Origin of the sequence: Amycolatopsis sp. NPDC049159 (assembly GCF_040648295.1) — a bacterium.
GTDB lineage: Bacteria > Actinomycetota > Actinomycetes > Mycobacteriales > Pseudonocardiaceae > Amycolatopsis > Amycolatopsis pretoriensis_A.
Genome location: NZ_JBEZDL010000008.1, coordinates 292,778 through 309,081 on the forward strand (window position 1 = coordinate 292,778; position 16,304 = coordinate 309,081).

Consider the following 16,304-nt stretch of genomic DNA (forward strand, 5'->3'; position numbering starts at 1 on the left):
CTATCCTGGCGTCAAGAGGAGGGCGGGAAATGACCGTCGACGAACAGTCCTGGGGCCGCATGCTCGTGCTGCACGCCCGCATCGAGCAGGACCTCGCCAAGGCCCTGCAGCGGCGCCACGGACTCGGCCTGTCCGAGTACCGCGCGCTCGGCAAGCTGGTCGCCGGGCCGCGCGGCGGCCTGCGGATGCAGGAGCTGGCCGACGCGATCGGGCTCAACCAGAGCTCGGTCAGCCGGATGTGCGCCCGGCTCGAGGACGCCGGCCTGACCATCCGCGACCTGTGCGAGGACGATCGCCGCGGCGTCTACTCGGTGATCACCGACGCCGGCCGCAAGCGCTACTCCGAAACCGAGCCGACGTACTGCGCGGTGCTGCGGACGGCGCTCGACAAGGCCGCGAGCGACCCGGAGCTCGCCGGCGCGGTGGCCGCCGTCCGCGGCGCTTGACCCTTATATGCCTCGGTGGTTATATGCAGGCATGCCCGCGAAACTGCTGACCGACGAGGACCGCCCCGCCCTCCGGCTGGAACGCCGGCTGAAGCACGCCCCCGAGCAGGTCTGGCGCGCCATCACGGACCCGGCCGAACTCGAGCACTGGTTCCCGGCGAAGGTCGACGTCGAACTGCGTGCCGGCGGCGCGATCCGGTTCACCTTCCCCGGCGAGGACACCTCGACGACCGGCCGGGTCGTCACCGCCGACCCGCCGCGCGAGTTCACCTTCGTCTGGAACGACGACACCCTGCGCTGGCTCATCACCCCGGACGGCGACGGCAGCCTCCTGGTGTTCACGCACACCTTCGGCCGCGGCGAACCGGCGATCGCGAAGCTCGCCGCCGGCCGCACCGCCGCCGGCTGGGACAGCTGCCTCGAAGCGCTCGACGCGCGGCTGTCCGGCCGCGAAGCCGGGCAGCCGGCGGACTGGCACGCCCGGATGGCGTCCTATGTGGACGAATTCGGCCTCGGCGACGGCGAAGTCCTCGCCGACGGCACCATCCGCTTCCGCCGCGACCTCGTCTGGAAGCCGGTCGGCGAGGTCCGGGCGCTGCTGCCGGACGAGCCCGGCTGGCACGTGCACCAGGATCCCCTCGACGGCACCCGCGTCGAACTCACCGAGGCACCGGAAGCCGACGTCCCCGCCCAGCTGGCCCGGCGGCACGAGCAGCTCGACAAGCTGTTCGCCGCCACCCACGGCGTCACCCTGCCGGACTGGGCACCCGACCGCGTCGAGGCCGTGCGCAAGCACTACGCGGAGCGTCCGACCCAGGGTTGACGCGCCCCGCCGGGGTCCGCATTACGTTCGGTGCATGCGCATCCGCGTGGTTATCGACGTGCTGGCGGTCCTCGTCCTGGCGATCGGCGCCGGCGGCAACCTCGCCGCCGGCGCGTGGACGCTGCCGCTGTGGCTGCCCGCCTGGCTCGGCTGGACGATCCTGCTGACGGGCGTCACCCCGATCCTGCTGCGGCGCTGGTGGCCACGGCCCGCGTACATCCTTTCCCTGGTGCTGACCGCGGCGGCGATCCCGATCGGCGGGCCGGTGCTGGCGGTCGCCGTGGTGGCCGCCGGCTGCGCGCTGTACACGTTCGTCGTGCGCCGCGGCAGCCGCGCGTCGCGGGTCGGCTTCGCGGCCGGGCTGCTCGGGATCGGCCTGCTCGGCGTCGTGCTGCCGAACCCGAGCACCGCGACGACGGTGAACTTCGGGGCCTCGGCGCTGATCGTCGGGTTCGCGCTCGGCATCGCCGTCCACGGCCGCCGCGAATACGCCGCGATCGAGCGCGAAAACCACGCGCGGGAAGCGGTTTCCGCGGAACGGCTGCGGATCGCGCGGGAGATGCACGACGTCGTCGCGCACAGCATGAGCCTGATCGCGGTGAAGGCGGCGGTCGGCAACCACGTCGCCCTCGAACAGCCCGACCAGGCGCGGGAAGCGTTGCGCGTCATCGAAGACACGAGCCGCGAGACGCTGGCCGAACTGCGGCGCATGCTGGGCGTGCTGCGCGACGGCACGGGCGTCCCGGCCCTGGCGCCCGCCCCGACGCTCGACGACCTGCGCACGCTCGCCGACCGCGCGCAGCTGACCGGCCTGGCGGTCGACCTGACCGTCGAGGGCCTCGACGAACTGCCGGGCGGCGTCGGCCAGTCGGTGTACCGGATCGTGCAGGAGGCGCTGACCAACGTGGTCAAGCACGCGGCCGCGACGACGTGCCGGATCCGCGTCACGGGCGGCGAAGGCGAAGTCGGCATCGAGGTCCACGACGACGGCCGCGGCGGCGAGGTCGTCCCCGGCCACGGCCTGATCGGGATGCGCGAACGCGTCGCGGTCTACGACGGGGAGTTCTCGGCAGCGCCGTCCGACGACGGCTTCCGCGTGTTCGCGCGGCTGCCCTACGAAGCGGCGGTGGCCCGATGACCCGCGTCCTGATCGCCGACGACCAGGCGTTGCTGCGCGGCAGCTTCCGGGTCCTGGTGGAGAGCGCCCCGGGCCTGGAGGTGGTCGGCGAGGCGTCCGACGGCGTCGAGGCGATCGCGCTGACTCGGCGCGAGAAGCCGGACGTCGTGCTGATGGACGTGCGCATGCCGTCGATGGACGGGATCGAGGCCACCCGGCGGATCTGCGCGGAGACCGACGTCCGCGTCCTGATGCTGACGACGTTCGACCTCGACGAGTACGTGTACGCGGCCCTGCGCGCGGGCGCGAGCGGCTTCCTGCTGAAGGACACCCGCCCGGCGGACCTGCTGGCGGCGATCGAGGTGGTGGCGTCCGGGGACGCGCTGCTGGCCCCCTCGGTGACCCGCCGCCTGGTCGCGGAATTCGCGAGGCTGCCGACGGGCCCGGTGACGCGGCTGGACGGCGTGACGGCGCGGGAGCAGGAGGTGCTGACGCTGATCGCACGGGGATTGTCGAACGACGAGATCGCGGCGCGCCTGCACCTGGGAATCGCGACGGTGAAGACCCACATCGGCCGGCTGCTGCACAAACTCGCGGCACGGGACCGGGCCCAACTGGTGATCGCGGCTTACGAATCGGGCTTGATCCGGCCGTCGGCGCAGTAACGCGCTGCTGCCGGAAAGCAAACAGAAGATCTTCCGCATCACCTACCGGACGATCGGCTGGCTGATGATCCTGCTCCCCGCCTTGGTCGGCCTTTTCGACTGGGCGGGCTGGGTGAACCTCTTCTGGGCGGAAGCCGCCGGGCGGGCCGCGATCACGGGAATCCCCGCGGCCGGAATGCCCGCTAACCCACCGCCCGCGTGAGCGGGGCGAACCGCTTCCCCGCGTCACCCGGTAACGGGCGCCCGTCCAGCACGAGACGCGGTGCCGGCGGTCCGGGGGCCAGCCCGCGCTCCCGCACCCACGCCGTGAGTGCCGGGAACCGGAAGTCCGGGTCCACCCGGACTTCCCCCGGCACCGTCCGCGCCGCGCCGCGGATCAGGGCCTTGGCCTGGTCCTCCGTCTCCGCCACCACCGGACCGAGCACCGTCACGTGGCCGAGGTCCGTGCCGAACGTGAAACCGCCCTCGACGACGAACGGCGTCCCCAGGCTCTCCAGCAGCACCGTCCGGTCCACGCCGTGAGCCGCCCGGTCGAGCGGCAGCACGTCGGCCAAGGCACCGGGTGCCGCACCCGGTCCGCCGTCGTCGACAAATCGACCTACGTGGCCTTGGCAGCCGCCGTCTTCGACGAAGCCCATCGACTCGTACAGCGGGCGGCCGGACGTCGACGCGTGGAGCCACACCACCGCCTCGCCCGCCGCCGCGACCGCGTGCGCCGTGATCGCGCGGCCGAGCCCCTGCCGCTCGTACCGCGGTGCGACCAGCACCATCGAGATCGACGCCACCGGGCCGAACGTCACCAGCGCCGCGGTCGCCGCCAGGCCGTCGCCGTCCGGGGCGGGCACGCCGAACACGCGCCCGACCTGGTGCAGCAGGGTCCACTTCGGCGGCTCGCGCGGCCACGAGCGGGATTCGGCCAGGTCGGAGCAGGCGGGGAGGTCGGCCGCGGCGAGGGTCCGGATGTCCATGGACGTTGCCTACGCCACACGCGAAGTGACCGGCAAGTAGCTAAGCTCCCGTGGCATGAGCAGTGCGACGGAGCCGCTCGGGACGCCGCCCGAGGATGAACCGGACATCCACACCACGGCCGGCAAGCTGGCCGACCTGTACCGCCGGTACGACGAGGCGGTGCACGCGGGCTCGGCCCGCGCGGTGGAGAAGCAGCACGCCAAGGGCAAGAAAACCGCGCGAGAACGGATCGAGCTGCTGCTCGACGAGAACTCGTTCGTGGAGCTCGACGAGCTGGCCCGGCACCGCTCGACCAACTTCGGCCAGGAGAAGAACCGCCCGTACGGCGACGGCGTCGTCACCGGCTACGGCACCGTCGACGGCCGCCCGGTCTGCGTGTTCAGCCAGGACGTGACCGTCTTCGGCGGCAGCCTCGGCGAGGTCTACGGCGAGAAGATCGTCAAGGTCATGGACCTGGCCATCAAGACCGGCCGCCCGATCATCGGCATCAACGAGGGCGGCGGCGCGCGCATCCAGGAAGGCGTCGTCTCGCTCGGCCTGTACGGCGAGATCTTCAACCGCAACGTCAAGGCCTCCGGCGTCATCCCGCAGATCTCGCTGATCATGGGCGCGAACGCGGGCGGCCACGTCTACTCCCCCGCGCTGACCGACTTCGTCGTGATGGTCGACGAGACCTCGCAGATGTTCATCACCGGCCCGGACGTCGTCAAGACGGTCACCGGCGAGGACGTCACCTTCGAGGAGCTCGGCGGCGGCCGCACCCACAACACGAAGTCCGGCGTCGCGCACTACCTCGGTTCCGACGACGAGGACGCGATCGCGTACGTCAAGGAACTGCTCTCCTACCTGCCGCAGAACAACCTGTCGGAAGCGCCGGTCTTCGAACCCTCGGACGCGCCGGCCGGCTTCTTCGACGACGTCACCGACGCCGACCGCGAGCTCGACACGATCATCCCGGACTCGCCGAACACCCCGTACGACATGCACGAGGTCATCAACCGCGTGGTCGACGACGGCGACTTCCTCGAGGTCCACGAGCTGTTCGCGCCGAACATCATCGTCGGCTTCGGCCGGGTGGACGGCCAGAGCGTCGGCGTCGTCGCCAACCAGCCCACGCAGTTCGCCGGCTGCCTCGACATCGACGCGTCCGAGAAGGCCGCGCGGTTCGTGCGCACCTGCGACGCGTTCAACATCCCGGTGCTCACCTTCGTCGACGTCCCGGGCTTCCTGCCGGGCACCGACCAGGAGTGGAACGGCATCATCCGCCGCGGCGCGAAGCTCATCTACGCCTACGCCGAAGCCACGGTCCCGCTGGTCACGATCATCACGCGCAAGGCGTACGGCGGCGCGTACGACGTCATGGGTTCGAAGCACCTCGGCGCCGACATCAACCTGGCGTGGCCGACCGCGCAGGTCGCGGTGATGGGTGCCCAGGGCGCGGCGAACATCGTGCACCGCAAGACCCTCGCGAACGCGGCGAACGAGGGCAAGGACGTCGACGCCCTGCGCGCGGAACTGATCCAGGAGTACGAGGACACGCTGCTCAACCCGTACGCGGCGGCCGAACGCGGCTACGTCGACTCGGTGATCGTGCCGGCGCACACCCGCGGGCACGTCGCGCGGGCGCTGTCGCTGCTGCGCAACAAGCGCGAGTCGCTCCCGCCCAAGAAGCACGGGAACATCCCGCTGTGACCGGCGAAGAGCGTCCCCTGTTGCGGGTGGTCCGCGGGAACCCGAGCGACGCCGAGCTGGCGGCGCTGACGGCGGTCGTCGCCGCGGCGTCGTCGGCTTCGCCCGCGCAGAAGCCGAAGCCGCGAACGTCGTGGTGGGGCGACCACGCGGCTTCGCTGCGCAAGCCGCTCCACGCCGGCGAAGGTGCTTGGCGCGCTTCGGGGCTTCCCGGCTTCTAACGCGACAGGGCGTCGAGGAAGACGGTCGGGACCTCGTTTTCCCGGACGACCCGGCCGAGCAGCGCCGCGAGCCGATCGCGGTCCGGCACGCCCAGGCCCGCGGCCAGCTCGGCGACGCGCCGGCACGTCGCCGCGTAGAAGTCCTCGGCGAGTTCGCGGCCTTCGCCGGTCAGGACGACGTGCACGGCCCGCCGGTCGTCCGGGTCGGGCTCGCGGCGCACGAGCCCGCGCCGGACCGCGCGGTCGACCAGGCCGGTGAGGCTGGACTTCTCCAGGTGCAGGGTCGCGCCGAGCTCGCTCATGCCGTACGGCTGGGCCATCAGCACGCACAGCAGCTGGCCCTGCTGCACGGTGAGCCCGTACTCGCGGGCCGACTGGGCGTAGACGGCGTTCACCAGGAACGACGCCCGCACGAGCCCGGCCACGACGCCGAGGTCCTCCCCGCTCTTCCCCATCCCCCCAGCCTACTTCGCGACGGCCTCGCGCACGGCGGGCACGATCTCCCCGGCCCACCGCGCGGCGGCGACCGCGTCAGGCGTGCTGCCGCCGGGCCCGAAGAGCACGAACCCGGCGGCTTCGTGCTCCAGCACGGCACCGGTCAGCTCCTCGATCCACTGCGCCGGCGAGCCCCCGATCCAGCGTCCGTCGTCGGTGCGCGTCTTCGGCAGCGGCTCCGCGGTGATCCGGCCGGGGAAGTTGTAGACGGTGACGATGTCCCCGGGTTCCCGCCCGGCGTCGACGGCGGCCTGGTCGATGACCGGGCGCGAGGTGCGGTACCGCTCGCTGAGCCAGTCGGCGGCGCGCCCGGGCATCCACCCGTCGGCCACGCGTCCGGTGACGGCGAGGGACTTGGGCCCGACCGAGCCGGTCCAGACGGGCGGCAGCTGTTCCCGGGCGGGTTCGAGGTTCGTGACCCGGTGGAACTCGCCGTCGAAGGTCACGGGTTCGCCGCCCCCGCCGAGCAGCTTGACGAGCCGGATGCCCTCTTCGAAGGCGCGGACGGCTTGACCGGGCGTCAGTTTGGTGAAGCCGAGGCGCGCGATGTCGTCCCAGAGCCCGCCGACGCCCATCCCGAGCACGATCCGCCCCCCGGTCAGCGCGGACAGGGAGGTGATGGTGCGCGCGAGCATCGCGGCGGGCCGGGTGGGCAGGTTGGTGACGGAGACGAGCCCGGAGATCCGTTCGGTTTTCCCCAGCAGCACACCGAGTTCGGCGTAGGCGTCGAGCCGATCGGCGTAGTACGGGTGATCGGAGACGGTGATGAGATCGAGCCCGGCGCGGTCGGCCTGGACGGCGAGTTCGAGGGTGTCGGGGACGGCTGCGGTGGCGGTGGAGACGCCGATGCCGAAGTGGGTCATGGTTCCTCCCAGTTAGTTCGTACTACGAACTTAACACACAGTTCGTAGTACGAACTAGCTGGAACTTACAGGTGCGACGCTTTGCGCCGCGCGGCGACAACCAGCAGCTCAGCACTCCGGCCCGCCCGCTTGACCTCTTCGGTCGTGGCCGGAGTGTGCGTGTAGCCGGCTTTCGTCTTCATCTTGAGGAGCGCACTCAACGCGCGGCTCGCATCCTTGTCGACCTTCGCCAGGAGTTGCACAGCGTCGTTGTGGCTTTCACCTTGCGCGTGCTCGCCGAGCCCCGCACAGCACAGGGCATCGGCAGCCGCGATGCCGGCGTGCACGCACAACGTCACATACGCGTCAACGTGGTTGCCGAGATCTTCTTCCACAAGTCGGCAGGCCACCTCCCAGAACTGGTCCGCCTTCGCCAAGCGCCCTCGCACGACCTCAGCGCTGCAACTCTTCGTACGCACTTCAGCTCTTTCTCTTCCGGATCTGACCGGCCAACCACGCGTGCCGACCCGCCACGGTGAGCCCTTCGCGCAAAATGTCGTTCAGCACCGGCTCGTCGCGGCCACGGGACACGACTTCGGCCACGGTGAATTCAAGGATCCGGGCGTCGTTGCCCGTCCACCGGGAAACATCGGCCGCGAGGCCGTCGACCTGAAGGGCCCAGCGATCTTCGTCCGCCCCATCCAGCCGAACCAGTACCAGGTCGATGTCGCTCTCGGCAGTCATGGATCCTCGCGCGACCGAGCCGAACACCGCACCGTACTTCGGCTGGATCTTCCACAACTCCAGCGCGGACTCCAACCGCTGCAACAGCTGCCCCCGCAGGTTCGCCAGGCCGATGACGTGCTCGGCCGCGAGATGTTCACGATTGAGCTCATACGCGAAGGCGTTGCCCACCCGATCGGCGTTCACGACACCTTGCCGAACCAGCCGCTGCAGCACCTTCCGGATCCCCTCCTCCGAATACCTGCCCAGCAACCGGTGCAGCCGTCCGGTCGTGAAAGCACTCTCGACGCCGGCCAGGACGGCAAGCACGTCGCCATCCAGAGTCGGCGTCACCGTCTCCAGCGGCCTCTCGAAATCCATCGCGAATCCCCACTTTAGTACGCCTAAGCCAACTATAGTACAAGATCCAGTAAGCCATTGGGCTATCGACAGTCTTCGCAGCGTGTACGGACCGTCACAGCAATGGCCGTGGACCGGCAACTACCCCACGTCGTATAGTCCACGTGGAATAACCGACCCGGAGGGATCACCCATGGCCTCGGCCAAGTTGACGCCGCTCGGCATCGCCGTGCTGGAGCTGCTGCACGAGCGGCCGATGCACCCGTACGAGATGGCTCAGCTCATGCGTGAGCGGTACGTCAACACGCGGGTCAACGTCAAAGCCGGGTCGCTCTACCACACCGTGGAACGCCTGAGGCGCGACGGATTCATCGAGGTCGTCGACACGCAGCGTGACGGCAGGCGGCCCGAACGGACCGTCTACGGCATGACCCAAGAAGGGCTCGACGAGTTCAACCAGCGGGGTCGCGAGCTGCTCGGCGACCTCGTGGCCGAGTTCCCCGCTTTCCTTTCCGGGCTCGCCGTGATCGACGAACTGGGGCGCGAAACCTCGTTGATCGAGCTCGAACACCGGGTCACGCGGCTGCGCGCCGCGGTGGCCGCCGACCAGGCCGTGCTGCAGCGGCTGGCCGACGACGACACGCCGCCGATCTACTGGCTCGACTGGCGCTACCAGTGCGACCACCGGAAGTTCGAGCTCGAGTGGACCGAGCGGCTCGTCGACGACCTCAAGGCCGGGCGGATCCCGTTCCAGGACTGCGAACAACCCAAGCTCACGCTCATCACCAGGGAAGACGACGATGAACGCCAGACAAGCTAACCCGTGGGCCGCGCTCGGCGCGCTGTGCCTCGGTTTCTTCATGATCCTGCTCGACACGACCATCGTGTCGATCGCGATCCCGACCATGCTGAACAAGCTGAACGCCGGATTGAACTCGGTCGTCTGGGTGATCAGCGTCTACCTGCTCACCTACGCCGTGCCGATGCTGTTCACCAGCCGGCTCGGTGACCGCTTCGGGCCGAAGCGGGTGTTCCTCGCCGGGCTCGTCGTGTTCACCGGCGCGTCGCTGTGGTGCGGCCTGTCCGGCAACGTCGAGATGCTGATCGCCGCGCGGGCCGTGCAGGGGCTCGGGGCCGCGCTGATGACGCCGCAGACGCTGGCGTTCATCACGCACCTGTTCCCGCCGGCCAAGCGCGGCCCGGCGATGGGCATGTGGGGCGGTGTCGCCGGCCTGGCGACGATCGCGGGCCCGCTGCTCGGCGGCGTGCTGGTCGACCACCTCGGCTGGGAGTGGATCTTCTTCGTCAACGTGCCGATCGGCGTGATCGCCATCGTGCTGACGCTGCTGCTGGTCCCGGACTGGCAGCCGAAGCACTCGCACTCGTTCGACCTGCTGGGGATCTTCCTCTCGAGCGCGGGGCTGCTGTGCATCGTGTTCGGCGTGCAGAACGGCCAGCAGTACGACTGGGGCACGGTCTTCGGCGGCATCACCGTCTTCGAGATCATCGGCGCCGGCGTGCTGCTGCTGGCCGCGTTCCTGGTGTGGCAGCGGTACAACAAGCGCGAGCCGCTGCTGCCGCTGCAGGTGTTCTCGAACCGGAACTTCTCCGCGGGGACGCTCACCGCGACCACGGTCGGCTTCGCGATGACCGGCATGTTCCTGCCGCTGGTCATCTACATCCAGTCGGTGCTCGGCCTGACCCCGACCATGGGCGGCCTGCTGACGGCGCCGATGTCGCTGCTGTCCGGGATCGTGGCGCCGTTCGTGGGGCGCGCGTCGGACAAGGTGAACGGCAAGTACCTGGTGGTGTTCGGCCTCGCCGCGCTCGCGGCCGGGCTGGGGATCATCGCGCTGCAGGCGACGCCGACGAGCAGCCCGTGGGCGTTCGTCCCGGCGCTGCTGGTGTGCGGGCTCGGCATCGGCTGCATCTTCTCGCCGATGAGCAACATGACGATGGGGTCGGTCGAGCCGCGGCTGGCCGGGACCGCGTCCGGCATCTTCAACACCGCCCGCCAGGTCGGCGGCGTGCTGGGCAGCGCGGCGATCGGCGTACTGCTGCAGGCGCGGATCAGCGCTTCCATCGCGGACGAAGCGGCGAAGGCGGCTTCGCAGCTGCCGGAGCAGTACCGGGCGCCGTTCACGGAGGGGATCGCGCACGCCGCGGCCGGCGCGGGTGAGTTCGGCTCGGCCGGCGGGCCGTCGCCGATGCCGGGGGTGCCCGCGGAGCTCGCCGCCCAGGCGGGGAAGCTGGCGTCCGAAGCTGTCCACAGTGGACTCACGGACGCGGCCCGCGTGACGATGCTGCTGCCGATGGGCGTGCTGCTGCTGGGGATCCTCGCGGCCCTGCTGCTGCGGAAGGTCAAGCCGCGCTGGGAAACCCCGGCGCCGGCGCCCGAAGCCGCCGCGGCCTGAAAACCCGTGCGAGCCCCCGGTGTCGGGTGCCGGGGGCTCGCACGGACCGCGGGAGCGGTGGTCTCCGGCCCGGGATCAGCTTCGGCGCCGGGCCGAGCCGGCCCGGCGCGGCGCGCGGCGTCTCGTCCACCACGGCGACCTCGGTACCGGCGTCGATTCCGTCACGCGCACGGTCATGGCACCTCCCGCACCGATCCATATGTTGCGAGCAACAACAAAATAACTCGCCCCGGAAGTGGTGCCGGTCACAATCCGGTCACGACCGGCGGCCGGGTACCTTCGCCGGGTGCAGTTCGTCCTCGCCTCCCAGTCCCCCGCCCGCCTCGCCCTCCTGCGCTCCGCGGGCCTCGATCCGGCCGTGTTCGTCTCCGGCGTCGACGAGGACGCCGTCGCCGCCGCGCTGACCGACCCCTCGCCGTCCGAACTCGTCGCCGCGCTCGCCGCGGCCAAGGCCGAAGCCGTCATCGGCAAGGTCGCCGCGGTCCACCCGGACGCCGTCGTCGTCGCCTGCGATTCGATGCTGAACATCGGCGGGCAGATGGTCGGCAAACCGGCCGATCCGGACATCGCGCGGCAGCGCTGGGCCGCGATGGCCGGGACATCCGGTGAACTCCTCACCGGACACGCGGTCGTCCGGCTCGACGGCGGGGCCCGCTCGAAGGAGGCCGCGGGCTGGGAGTCGACCACCGTCCGGTTCGGCACGCCGAGCGCGCACGAGATCGACGCCTACGTCGCCAGCGGCGAGCCGCTGCACGTGGCGGGCGGCTTCACGATCGACGGCCGGGGCGGCTGGTTCGTCGAAGGGCTCGACGGCGGCCACACGAGCGTGATCGGGATCAGCCTGCCGCTGACGCGCCGGCTGCTGGCCGAGGTCGGCGTCGGTGTCGTGGATCTCTGGGAACGTCCCGCATCCTGAGAAAGGCGCCACACGAACGGGTGATCCGGAAGAGTGCTCCCTTGCCTGACGTTCTCTTCACGAGGCAAAACGAGAAATTTTCGAGCACCGGAGTCGCCCCGTGTCTTTCGTACGGACATACACCAAACCGCGGGTGTTCGCGGCCGCGGTCCTCGGCTCGCTCGTCGTCGGCGCCGCCCTCGGCGTCGTCGCGCGGCAGACCGAGGCCGGCTGGCTGACCGATCTCCTCGACCAGATCGGCACCATCTTCACCACGCTGCTGCAGATCGCGGTGATCCCGCTGGTCTTCACGGCGATCGTGGTCGGCATCAACAGCCTCCGCGGGCTCGGCGGCGGGCGCACCGCCGCGCGCCTCGGCGGCAAGACGGTGCTGTGGTTCGCGATCACGTCGTTCATCGCGTCCCTGATCGGCATCGCCGTCGGCAAGATCTTCAACCCCGGCGCGGGCGGGCTCGGCGGCGTCGAAGCGACCGCCAAGAACGCCGGCAAGGCCGCGGCCAGCGTCGACCACTGGGGCTCGTGGAGCGCCTTCGTGAACGGCCTGCTGCCGGAGAACTTCGTGAAAGCGTTTGCCGACGGCGAGACGCTGCAGGTGCTCTTCCTCGCGCTGGTCATCGGCGCGGCCGCGTACAGCCTGGGTGACAAGGCCAAGCCGTTCGTGGACTTCACGACGAGCGTCTTCGAGATCATCCAGCGCTACCTCGGCTGGATCGTCCGGCTGGCCCCGATCGGCATCATCGGCCTGATCGGCGCGGCCGTCTCGAACTACGGCGACGCGCTGTTCCGGCCGCTGTTCTCCACCACGCTCGCGGTGTACGTCGGCTGTCTCCTGGTGCTCTTCGTCGTCTACCCGATCCTGCTGCAGTTCGTGGCCAAGGTCAGCCCGCTGAAGTTCTTCGCCAAGGCGGGCACGGCGATCCAGTTCGCGTTCGCGTCGCAGTCCTCGGCCGCGACGCTGCCGCTGACCCGCCAGTCCGCGGTCAACCTCGGCGTCCAGCCGGCGTACGCGGCCTTCGCGACCCCGCTCGGCAGCGCGACCAAGATGGACGGCTGCGCGGCGGTCTTCCCGGCGATCGCGGCGATCTTCGTCGCCAACCTGGCCGGGGTGTCGCTGAACTTCTGGCAGTACGTCGGCATCGTCGTGGTCGCCGTGGTCGGCGCGCTGGCGACGGCCGGCACCACCGGCTGGCTGACGGCGTTCACGCTGACGACGTCGTTCATCGGCCTCGACGCCAAGCAGGTGGCGCTCGGCCTGGCGCTGATCTACTCGGTCAACCCGATCATGGACATGATGCGGACCGCCACGAACGTGGCCGGCCAGATCGCGGTCCCGGTGGTCGTGGCACGCGGCGAGGGCCTCCTCGACGACGAGGTCCTCGACGCCCCGACCGACACCCCGCTCCACAGCGACGACGGCACCGAGGCCCGCCACACCGAGCCCGCCCCCGCCTGAACGCAACTTTCGTCATGAAAGTGTTCCGGAGGACCGGCCTCCGGAACACTTTCGTCATGAAAGTGCGGGGTTCGGGTCAGGACGTGGGGCAGGGGCGGAGGTCGGCGCGGGTGAGGCGGATGTCGGGCCAGCCGCGCAGGTCCGACGGCGCGGTGTAGCGGCGGGTGCAGCCGACCGGCTTGCCCGTCAGGTCGTACACCTCGCCCAGCACCGGCGACGCCTCGCACTTCGGGGTGCCGGACGCCGCGCCCGGGCAGTCGTGGCGGACCACGATCACGTCCGCGCGGCCGTCGGCCGTGACGTCGTAGAGCGACAGCGTCCCGGCGTCCGCGTAGTACGGCTTGCCGGGGTCGCGCCACACTCCCCCGCTGCCGACCAGCAGCTCGCCGTACGCGGCCGTGCCGTCATCGCTGTCGTCGCCGACGTCGCCGCGGACCAGGCACGCCGGGGCCGAGCCGTCGACGCAGCGCAGCGAGTCCTGGTCCAGCCGCACACCCAGCTGCGCGATGGCCAGCTCGAACACCGTGCCCGGTTCGGGGCCGACGCGCAGCCGCGCCGACCCGCCCGAGGTGTCGGTCAGCAGCACCACCGGCGTGCCCCCGACCGTGACCGCCGCGAGCTGGCGGCAGGGGCCGCCGCCGCAGGTCACCGCGGGTGCCACCGGCGCCGCCGCGGGTTCGGCCGCGCCGGCGGGCGCTTCGGGACGCGGGCGCAGCGCGAACACGGCGCCGATCGCGCCCAGCGTCACCACCGCGGCCAGCACCGCCGTGAGCAGCGCCGACCGGGGCGTCCGCGCTGCCGTAGTCCGCATAAGACAGAGCGTAAGCCGGTTCGCGACGGTGTGTGGGCGACGCCCGGGCCGATGTGGCTGAAATCCCCCGGGCGTGCACCCGATCGGTGAGGGCGCGGCTCGCGCAGCGTGTCCGTCTATGTTGTCCCCGTGACCAACCCGAACCTGCCTCCCGCCCTGTACCTGCCGACCGGCCCGGCCAGCGCCGAAACCGAAGGCGCGTCGATCGAGCTGCGCCGGACGCCGGACGGCCGCACCGCGCTCGTCGCTTTCACCGCGCTCGACCGGCTGATCGACTGCTGCGGCGAGCACCAGCCGTGGGTGCTGGTGAACACCGAACACCTGTCCAAGGTCCACGCCGCGAACCCGTACGACGTCATCGTGCTCGACTCGCCGCTGCCCCAGGAGCTGCGTCACCACGTGTGAGCGTGGTTCACCTCTCACTCGACTGACTCGCGACGTCATATCCGTAGACTCCCCCGTACCGCGTGGGCGGTCAGCAATGCAGCTGTCGGGACGCAGGAGGTGCGGGGTGGCCGAGCAGGTCGGCGAATCCACCGGTGGTCCGGTGACCAAGATCCTGGTCGCCAACCGGGGCGAGATCGCGGTACGCGTGATCAGAGCGGCCAAGGACGCCGGTCTGGCCAGCGTCGCGGTGTACGCCGATCCGGACCGGGACGCACCGCACGTCCGCCTCGCGGACGAAGCCTTCGCGCTCGGCGGGACCACGGCCGCCGAGAGCTACCTCAACATCGAAAAACTCCTGGACGCCGCCAAGCGCTCCGGCGCCGACTCGGTGCACCCGGGCTACGGCTTCCTCTCCGAAAACGCGGACTTCGCCCAGGCCGTCCTCGACGCCGGACTGACCTGGATCGGGCCGGGCCCGCAGGCCATCCGCGACCTCGGCGACAAGGTCACCGCGCGGCACATCGCGATGCGCGCGGGCGCGCCGCTGGTGCCGGGCACCAAGGAGCCGGTGCAGGACGCCGCCGAGATCGTCGCGTTCGCCGACGAGCACGGCCTGCCGGTGGCCATCAAGGCCGCGTTCGGCGGCGGCGGCCGCGGCCTCAAGGTCGCGCGCACCCGCGAAGAGATCCCCGAGCTGTTCGAGTCGGCCACCCGCGAGGCGGTCGCCGCGTTCGGCCGCGGCGAGTGCTTCGTCGAGCGCTACCTGGACAAGCCGCGCCACGTCGAGGCGCAGGTGCTGGCCGACATGCACGGCAACGCGATCGTCGTCGGCACCCGCGACTGCTCGCTGCAGCGCCGCCACCAGAAGCTCGTCGAGGAGGCGCCCGCGCCGTTCCTGAGCGACGACCAGCGCGCCCGCATCCACTCCTCGGCCAAGGCGATCTGCAAGGAAGCCGGGTACTACGGCGCCGGCACGGTCGAGTACCTCGTCGCGACCGACGGCACGATCTCCTTCCTCGAGGTCAACACGCGCCTGCAGGTCGAGCACCCGGTGTCGGAGGAGACGACCGGGCTGGACCTGGTCCGCGAGATGTTCCGCATCGCGCGCGGCGAGAAACTGCGGATCACCGAAGACCCCGAGCCGCGCGGCCACTCCATCGAGTTCCGCATCAACGGCGAAGACGCCGGTCGCGGCTTCCTGCCCGCGCCGGGCACGGTGACGAAGTTCGTCGCGCCGAGCGGGCCGGGCGTGCGCGTCGACTCCGGCGTCGAGTCCGGCAGCGTCATCGGTGGCCAGTTCGACTCGATGCTGGCGAAGCTGATCGTCACCGGGTCCGACCGGAACAACGCGCTGGAGCGCAGCCGCCGCGCGCTGGCCGAGATGGTCGTCGAGGGCATGGCGACGGTGCTGCCGTTCGACCGCGTGATCGTCGACGACCCCGCGTTCATCGGCGACGAGAACGGCTTCAGCGTGCACACGCGCTGGATCGAGACGGAGTTCGACAACAAGATCGAGCCGTTCGTGGCGCCGGACCTCGAGACCGCCGAAGAAGAGCCGCGGCAGAACGTCGTGGTCGAGGTCGGCGGGCGGCGCCTGGAAGTCTCGCTGCCGGGCGGGTTCGCGCTCGAAGGCGGCGGCGGTGGCGGCGCGGCCGTCAAGGCGAAGCCGCGCAAGCGGGCCGGCGGCACCAAGGCCGCGGTCAGCGGCGACGCCGTCACGGCGCCGATGCAGGGCACCATCGTCAAGGTCGCCGTCGAAGAGGGCCAGACGGTCGAAGCCGGTGAGCTGATCGTCGTCCTCGAGGCGATGAAGATGGAGAACCCGGTCACCGCGCACAAGGCGGGCACCGTGACCGGGCTTTCGGTCGAGGTCGGCGCCGCCGTGACGCAGGGCACGCAGCTGCTCGAGCTCAAGTAGCGCGGTTCGTTACAGATGTCGTGGTGGGCCGCCCCCGAGGCGGCCTACCATCGAC

Annotated in this window: 18 protein-coding genes; 12 read left to right on the forward strand and 6 right to left on the reverse strand. The window is 70.8% G+C overall.

Annotation, left to right across the window (positions count from 1 at the left end):
* Window positions 1-29 precede the first annotated feature (29 nt).
* Genes AB0B33_RS17815 through AB0B33_RS17830 form a run of 4 tightly spaced genes read left to right on the forward strand, consistent with a single transcriptional unit; the run spans window position 30 to window position 3,051 of the window.
* A complete protein-coding gene (locus AB0B33_RS17815) occupies window positions 30-446 on the forward strand; it encodes a MarR family transcriptional regulator (RefSeq protein WP_247014653.1) in 417 nt (138 codons plus the stop codon).
* Window positions 447-477: 31 nt separating this feature from the next.
* Complete coding sequence (locus AB0B33_RS17820; protein WP_360772642.1) at window positions 478-1,269, forward strand: SRPBCC family protein; 792 nt, start codon at window positions 478-480, stop codon at window positions 1,267-1,269.
* 34 nt (window positions 1,270-1,303) lie between these two features.
* Window positions 1,304-2,407, forward strand: coding sequence for a sensor histidine kinase (locus tag AB0B33_RS17825; RefSeq protein ID WP_360772645.1), 1,104 nt, complete (start codon window positions 1,304-1,306; stop codon window positions 2,405-2,407).
* Window positions 2,404-3,051, forward strand: a complete 648-nt coding sequence (locus AB0B33_RS17830; RefSeq protein ID WP_360772648.1) for a response regulator transcription factor — start codon at window positions 2,404-2,406, stop codon at window positions 3,049-3,051. The genes AB0B33_RS17825 and AB0B33_RS17830 overlap by 4 nt, the downstream gene beginning before the upstream one ends.
* Window positions 3,052-3,233: 182 nt before the next feature.
* Here AB0B33_RS17830 and AB0B33_RS17835 read toward each other — a convergent pair whose 3' ends face one another.
* Window positions 3,234-4,019, reverse strand: coding sequence for a GNAT family N-acetyltransferase (locus AB0B33_RS17835; protein ID WP_360772651.1), 786 nt, complete (start codon window positions 4,017-4,019; stop codon window positions 3,234-3,236).
* Between the two features lie 55 nt (window positions 4,020-4,074).
* On the opposite strand from AB0B33_RS17835, the gene AB0B33_RS17840 reads away from it, so the two are divergent.
* Both AB0B33_RS17840 and AB0B33_RS17845 read left to right on the forward strand, forming a co-directional pair.
* Window positions 4,075-5,712: an acyl-CoA carboxylase subunit beta gene (locus AB0B33_RS17840; RefSeq protein WP_360772654.1), complete on the forward strand. Its 1,638-nt coding sequence runs from the start codon at window positions 4,075-4,077 to the stop codon at window positions 5,710-5,712.
* Window positions 5,709-5,930 (forward strand): acyl-CoA carboxylase subunit epsilon, encoded by a 222-nt coding sequence (locus AB0B33_RS17845; RefSeq protein ID WP_360772657.1) that lies wholly within the window; start codon window positions 5,709-5,711, stop codon window positions 5,928-5,930. The genes AB0B33_RS17840 and AB0B33_RS17845 overlap by 4 nt, the downstream gene beginning before the upstream one ends.
* Here AB0B33_RS17845 and AB0B33_RS17850 read toward each other — a convergent pair.
* The 4 genes from AB0B33_RS17850 to AB0B33_RS17865 all read right to left on the reverse strand — a co-directional run bounded on the left by AB0B33_RS17850 (window position 5,927) and on the right by AB0B33_RS17865 (window position 8,371).
* A complete protein-coding gene (locus tag AB0B33_RS17850) occupies window positions 5,927-6,385 on the reverse strand; it encodes a MarR family transcriptional regulator (protein WP_360772659.1) in 459 nt (152 codons plus the stop codon). The two genes, AB0B33_RS17845 and AB0B33_RS17850, sit on opposite strands and share 4 nt — an antisense overlap.
* Before the next feature lie 9 nt (window positions 6,386-6,394).
* On the reverse strand, window positions 6,395-7,288 hold the full coding sequence (locus AB0B33_RS17855) for an LLM class flavin-dependent oxidoreductase (protein ID WP_360772662.1): 894 nt from the start codon (window positions 7,286-7,288) through the stop codon (window positions 6,395-6,397).
* 65 nt (window positions 7,289-7,353) lie between these two features.
* Window positions 7,354-7,704: a hypothetical protein gene (locus tag AB0B33_RS17860; RefSeq protein WP_360772665.1), complete on the reverse strand. Its 351-nt coding sequence runs from the start codon at window positions 7,702-7,704 to the stop codon at window positions 7,354-7,356.
* Window positions 7,705-7,747: 43 nt separating this feature from the next.
* Complete coding sequence (locus AB0B33_RS17865; protein WP_360772668.1) at window positions 7,748-8,371, reverse strand: nucleotidyltransferase domain-containing protein; 624 nt, start codon at window positions 8,369-8,371, stop codon at window positions 7,748-7,750.
* A 172-nt stretch (window positions 8,372-8,543) separates the two neighbouring features.
* Here AB0B33_RS17865 and AB0B33_RS17870 point away from each other — a divergent pair, with 172 nt between their 5' ends.
* The 4 genes from AB0B33_RS17870 to AB0B33_RS17885 all read left to right on the forward strand — a co-directional run bounded on the left by AB0B33_RS17870 (window position 8,544) and on the right by AB0B33_RS17885 (window position 13,133).
* Window positions 8,544-9,170: a helix-turn-helix transcriptional regulator gene (locus tag AB0B33_RS17870; protein ID WP_360772671.1), complete on the forward strand. Its 627-nt coding sequence runs from the start codon at window positions 8,544-8,546 to the stop codon at window positions 9,168-9,170.
* Window positions 9,151-10,764 (forward strand): DHA2 family efflux MFS transporter permease subunit, encoded by a 1,614-nt coding sequence (locus AB0B33_RS17875; RefSeq protein ID WP_360772673.1) that lies wholly within the window; start codon window positions 9,151-9,153, stop codon window positions 10,762-10,764. Before AB0B33_RS17870 ends, AB0B33_RS17875 begins: the two co-directional genes overlap by 20 nt.
* A 286-nt stretch (window positions 10,765-11,050) precedes the next feature.
* Window positions 11,051-11,680: a nucleoside triphosphate pyrophosphatase gene (locus AB0B33_RS17880; RefSeq protein ID WP_360772676.1), complete on the forward strand. Its 630-nt coding sequence runs from the start codon at window positions 11,051-11,053 to the stop codon at window positions 11,678-11,680.
* Between the two features lie 100 nt (window positions 11,681-11,780).
* Complete coding sequence (locus tag AB0B33_RS17885) at window positions 11,781-13,133, forward strand: dicarboxylate/amino acid:cation symporter (RefSeq protein WP_360772679.1); 1,353 nt, start codon at window positions 11,781-11,783, stop codon at window positions 13,131-13,133.
* Between the two features lie 76 nt (window positions 13,134-13,209).
* Here the strand turns inward: AB0B33_RS17885 and AB0B33_RS17890 are convergent, their stop codons facing one another.
* On the reverse strand, window positions 13,210-13,944 hold the full coding sequence (locus tag AB0B33_RS17890) for a hypothetical protein (RefSeq protein WP_247014685.1): 735 nt from the start codon (window positions 13,942-13,944) through the stop codon (window positions 13,210-13,212).
* Window positions 13,945-14,073: 129 nt separating this feature from the next.
* Here AB0B33_RS17890 and AB0B33_RS17895 point away from each other — a divergent pair, with 129 nt between their 5' ends.
* Window positions 14,074-14,349: an SAV_915 family protein gene (locus AB0B33_RS17895; RefSeq protein WP_360772682.1), complete on the forward strand. Its 276-nt coding sequence runs from the start codon at window positions 14,074-14,076 to the stop codon at window positions 14,347-14,349.
* 106 nt (window positions 14,350-14,455) lie between these two features.
* Window positions 14,456-16,249, forward strand: a complete 1,794-nt coding sequence (locus tag AB0B33_RS17900; protein ID WP_247014687.1) for an acetyl/propionyl/methylcrotonyl-CoA carboxylase subunit alpha — start codon at window positions 14,456-14,458, stop codon at window positions 16,247-16,249.
* Window positions 16,250-16,304 lie beyond the last annotated feature (55 nt).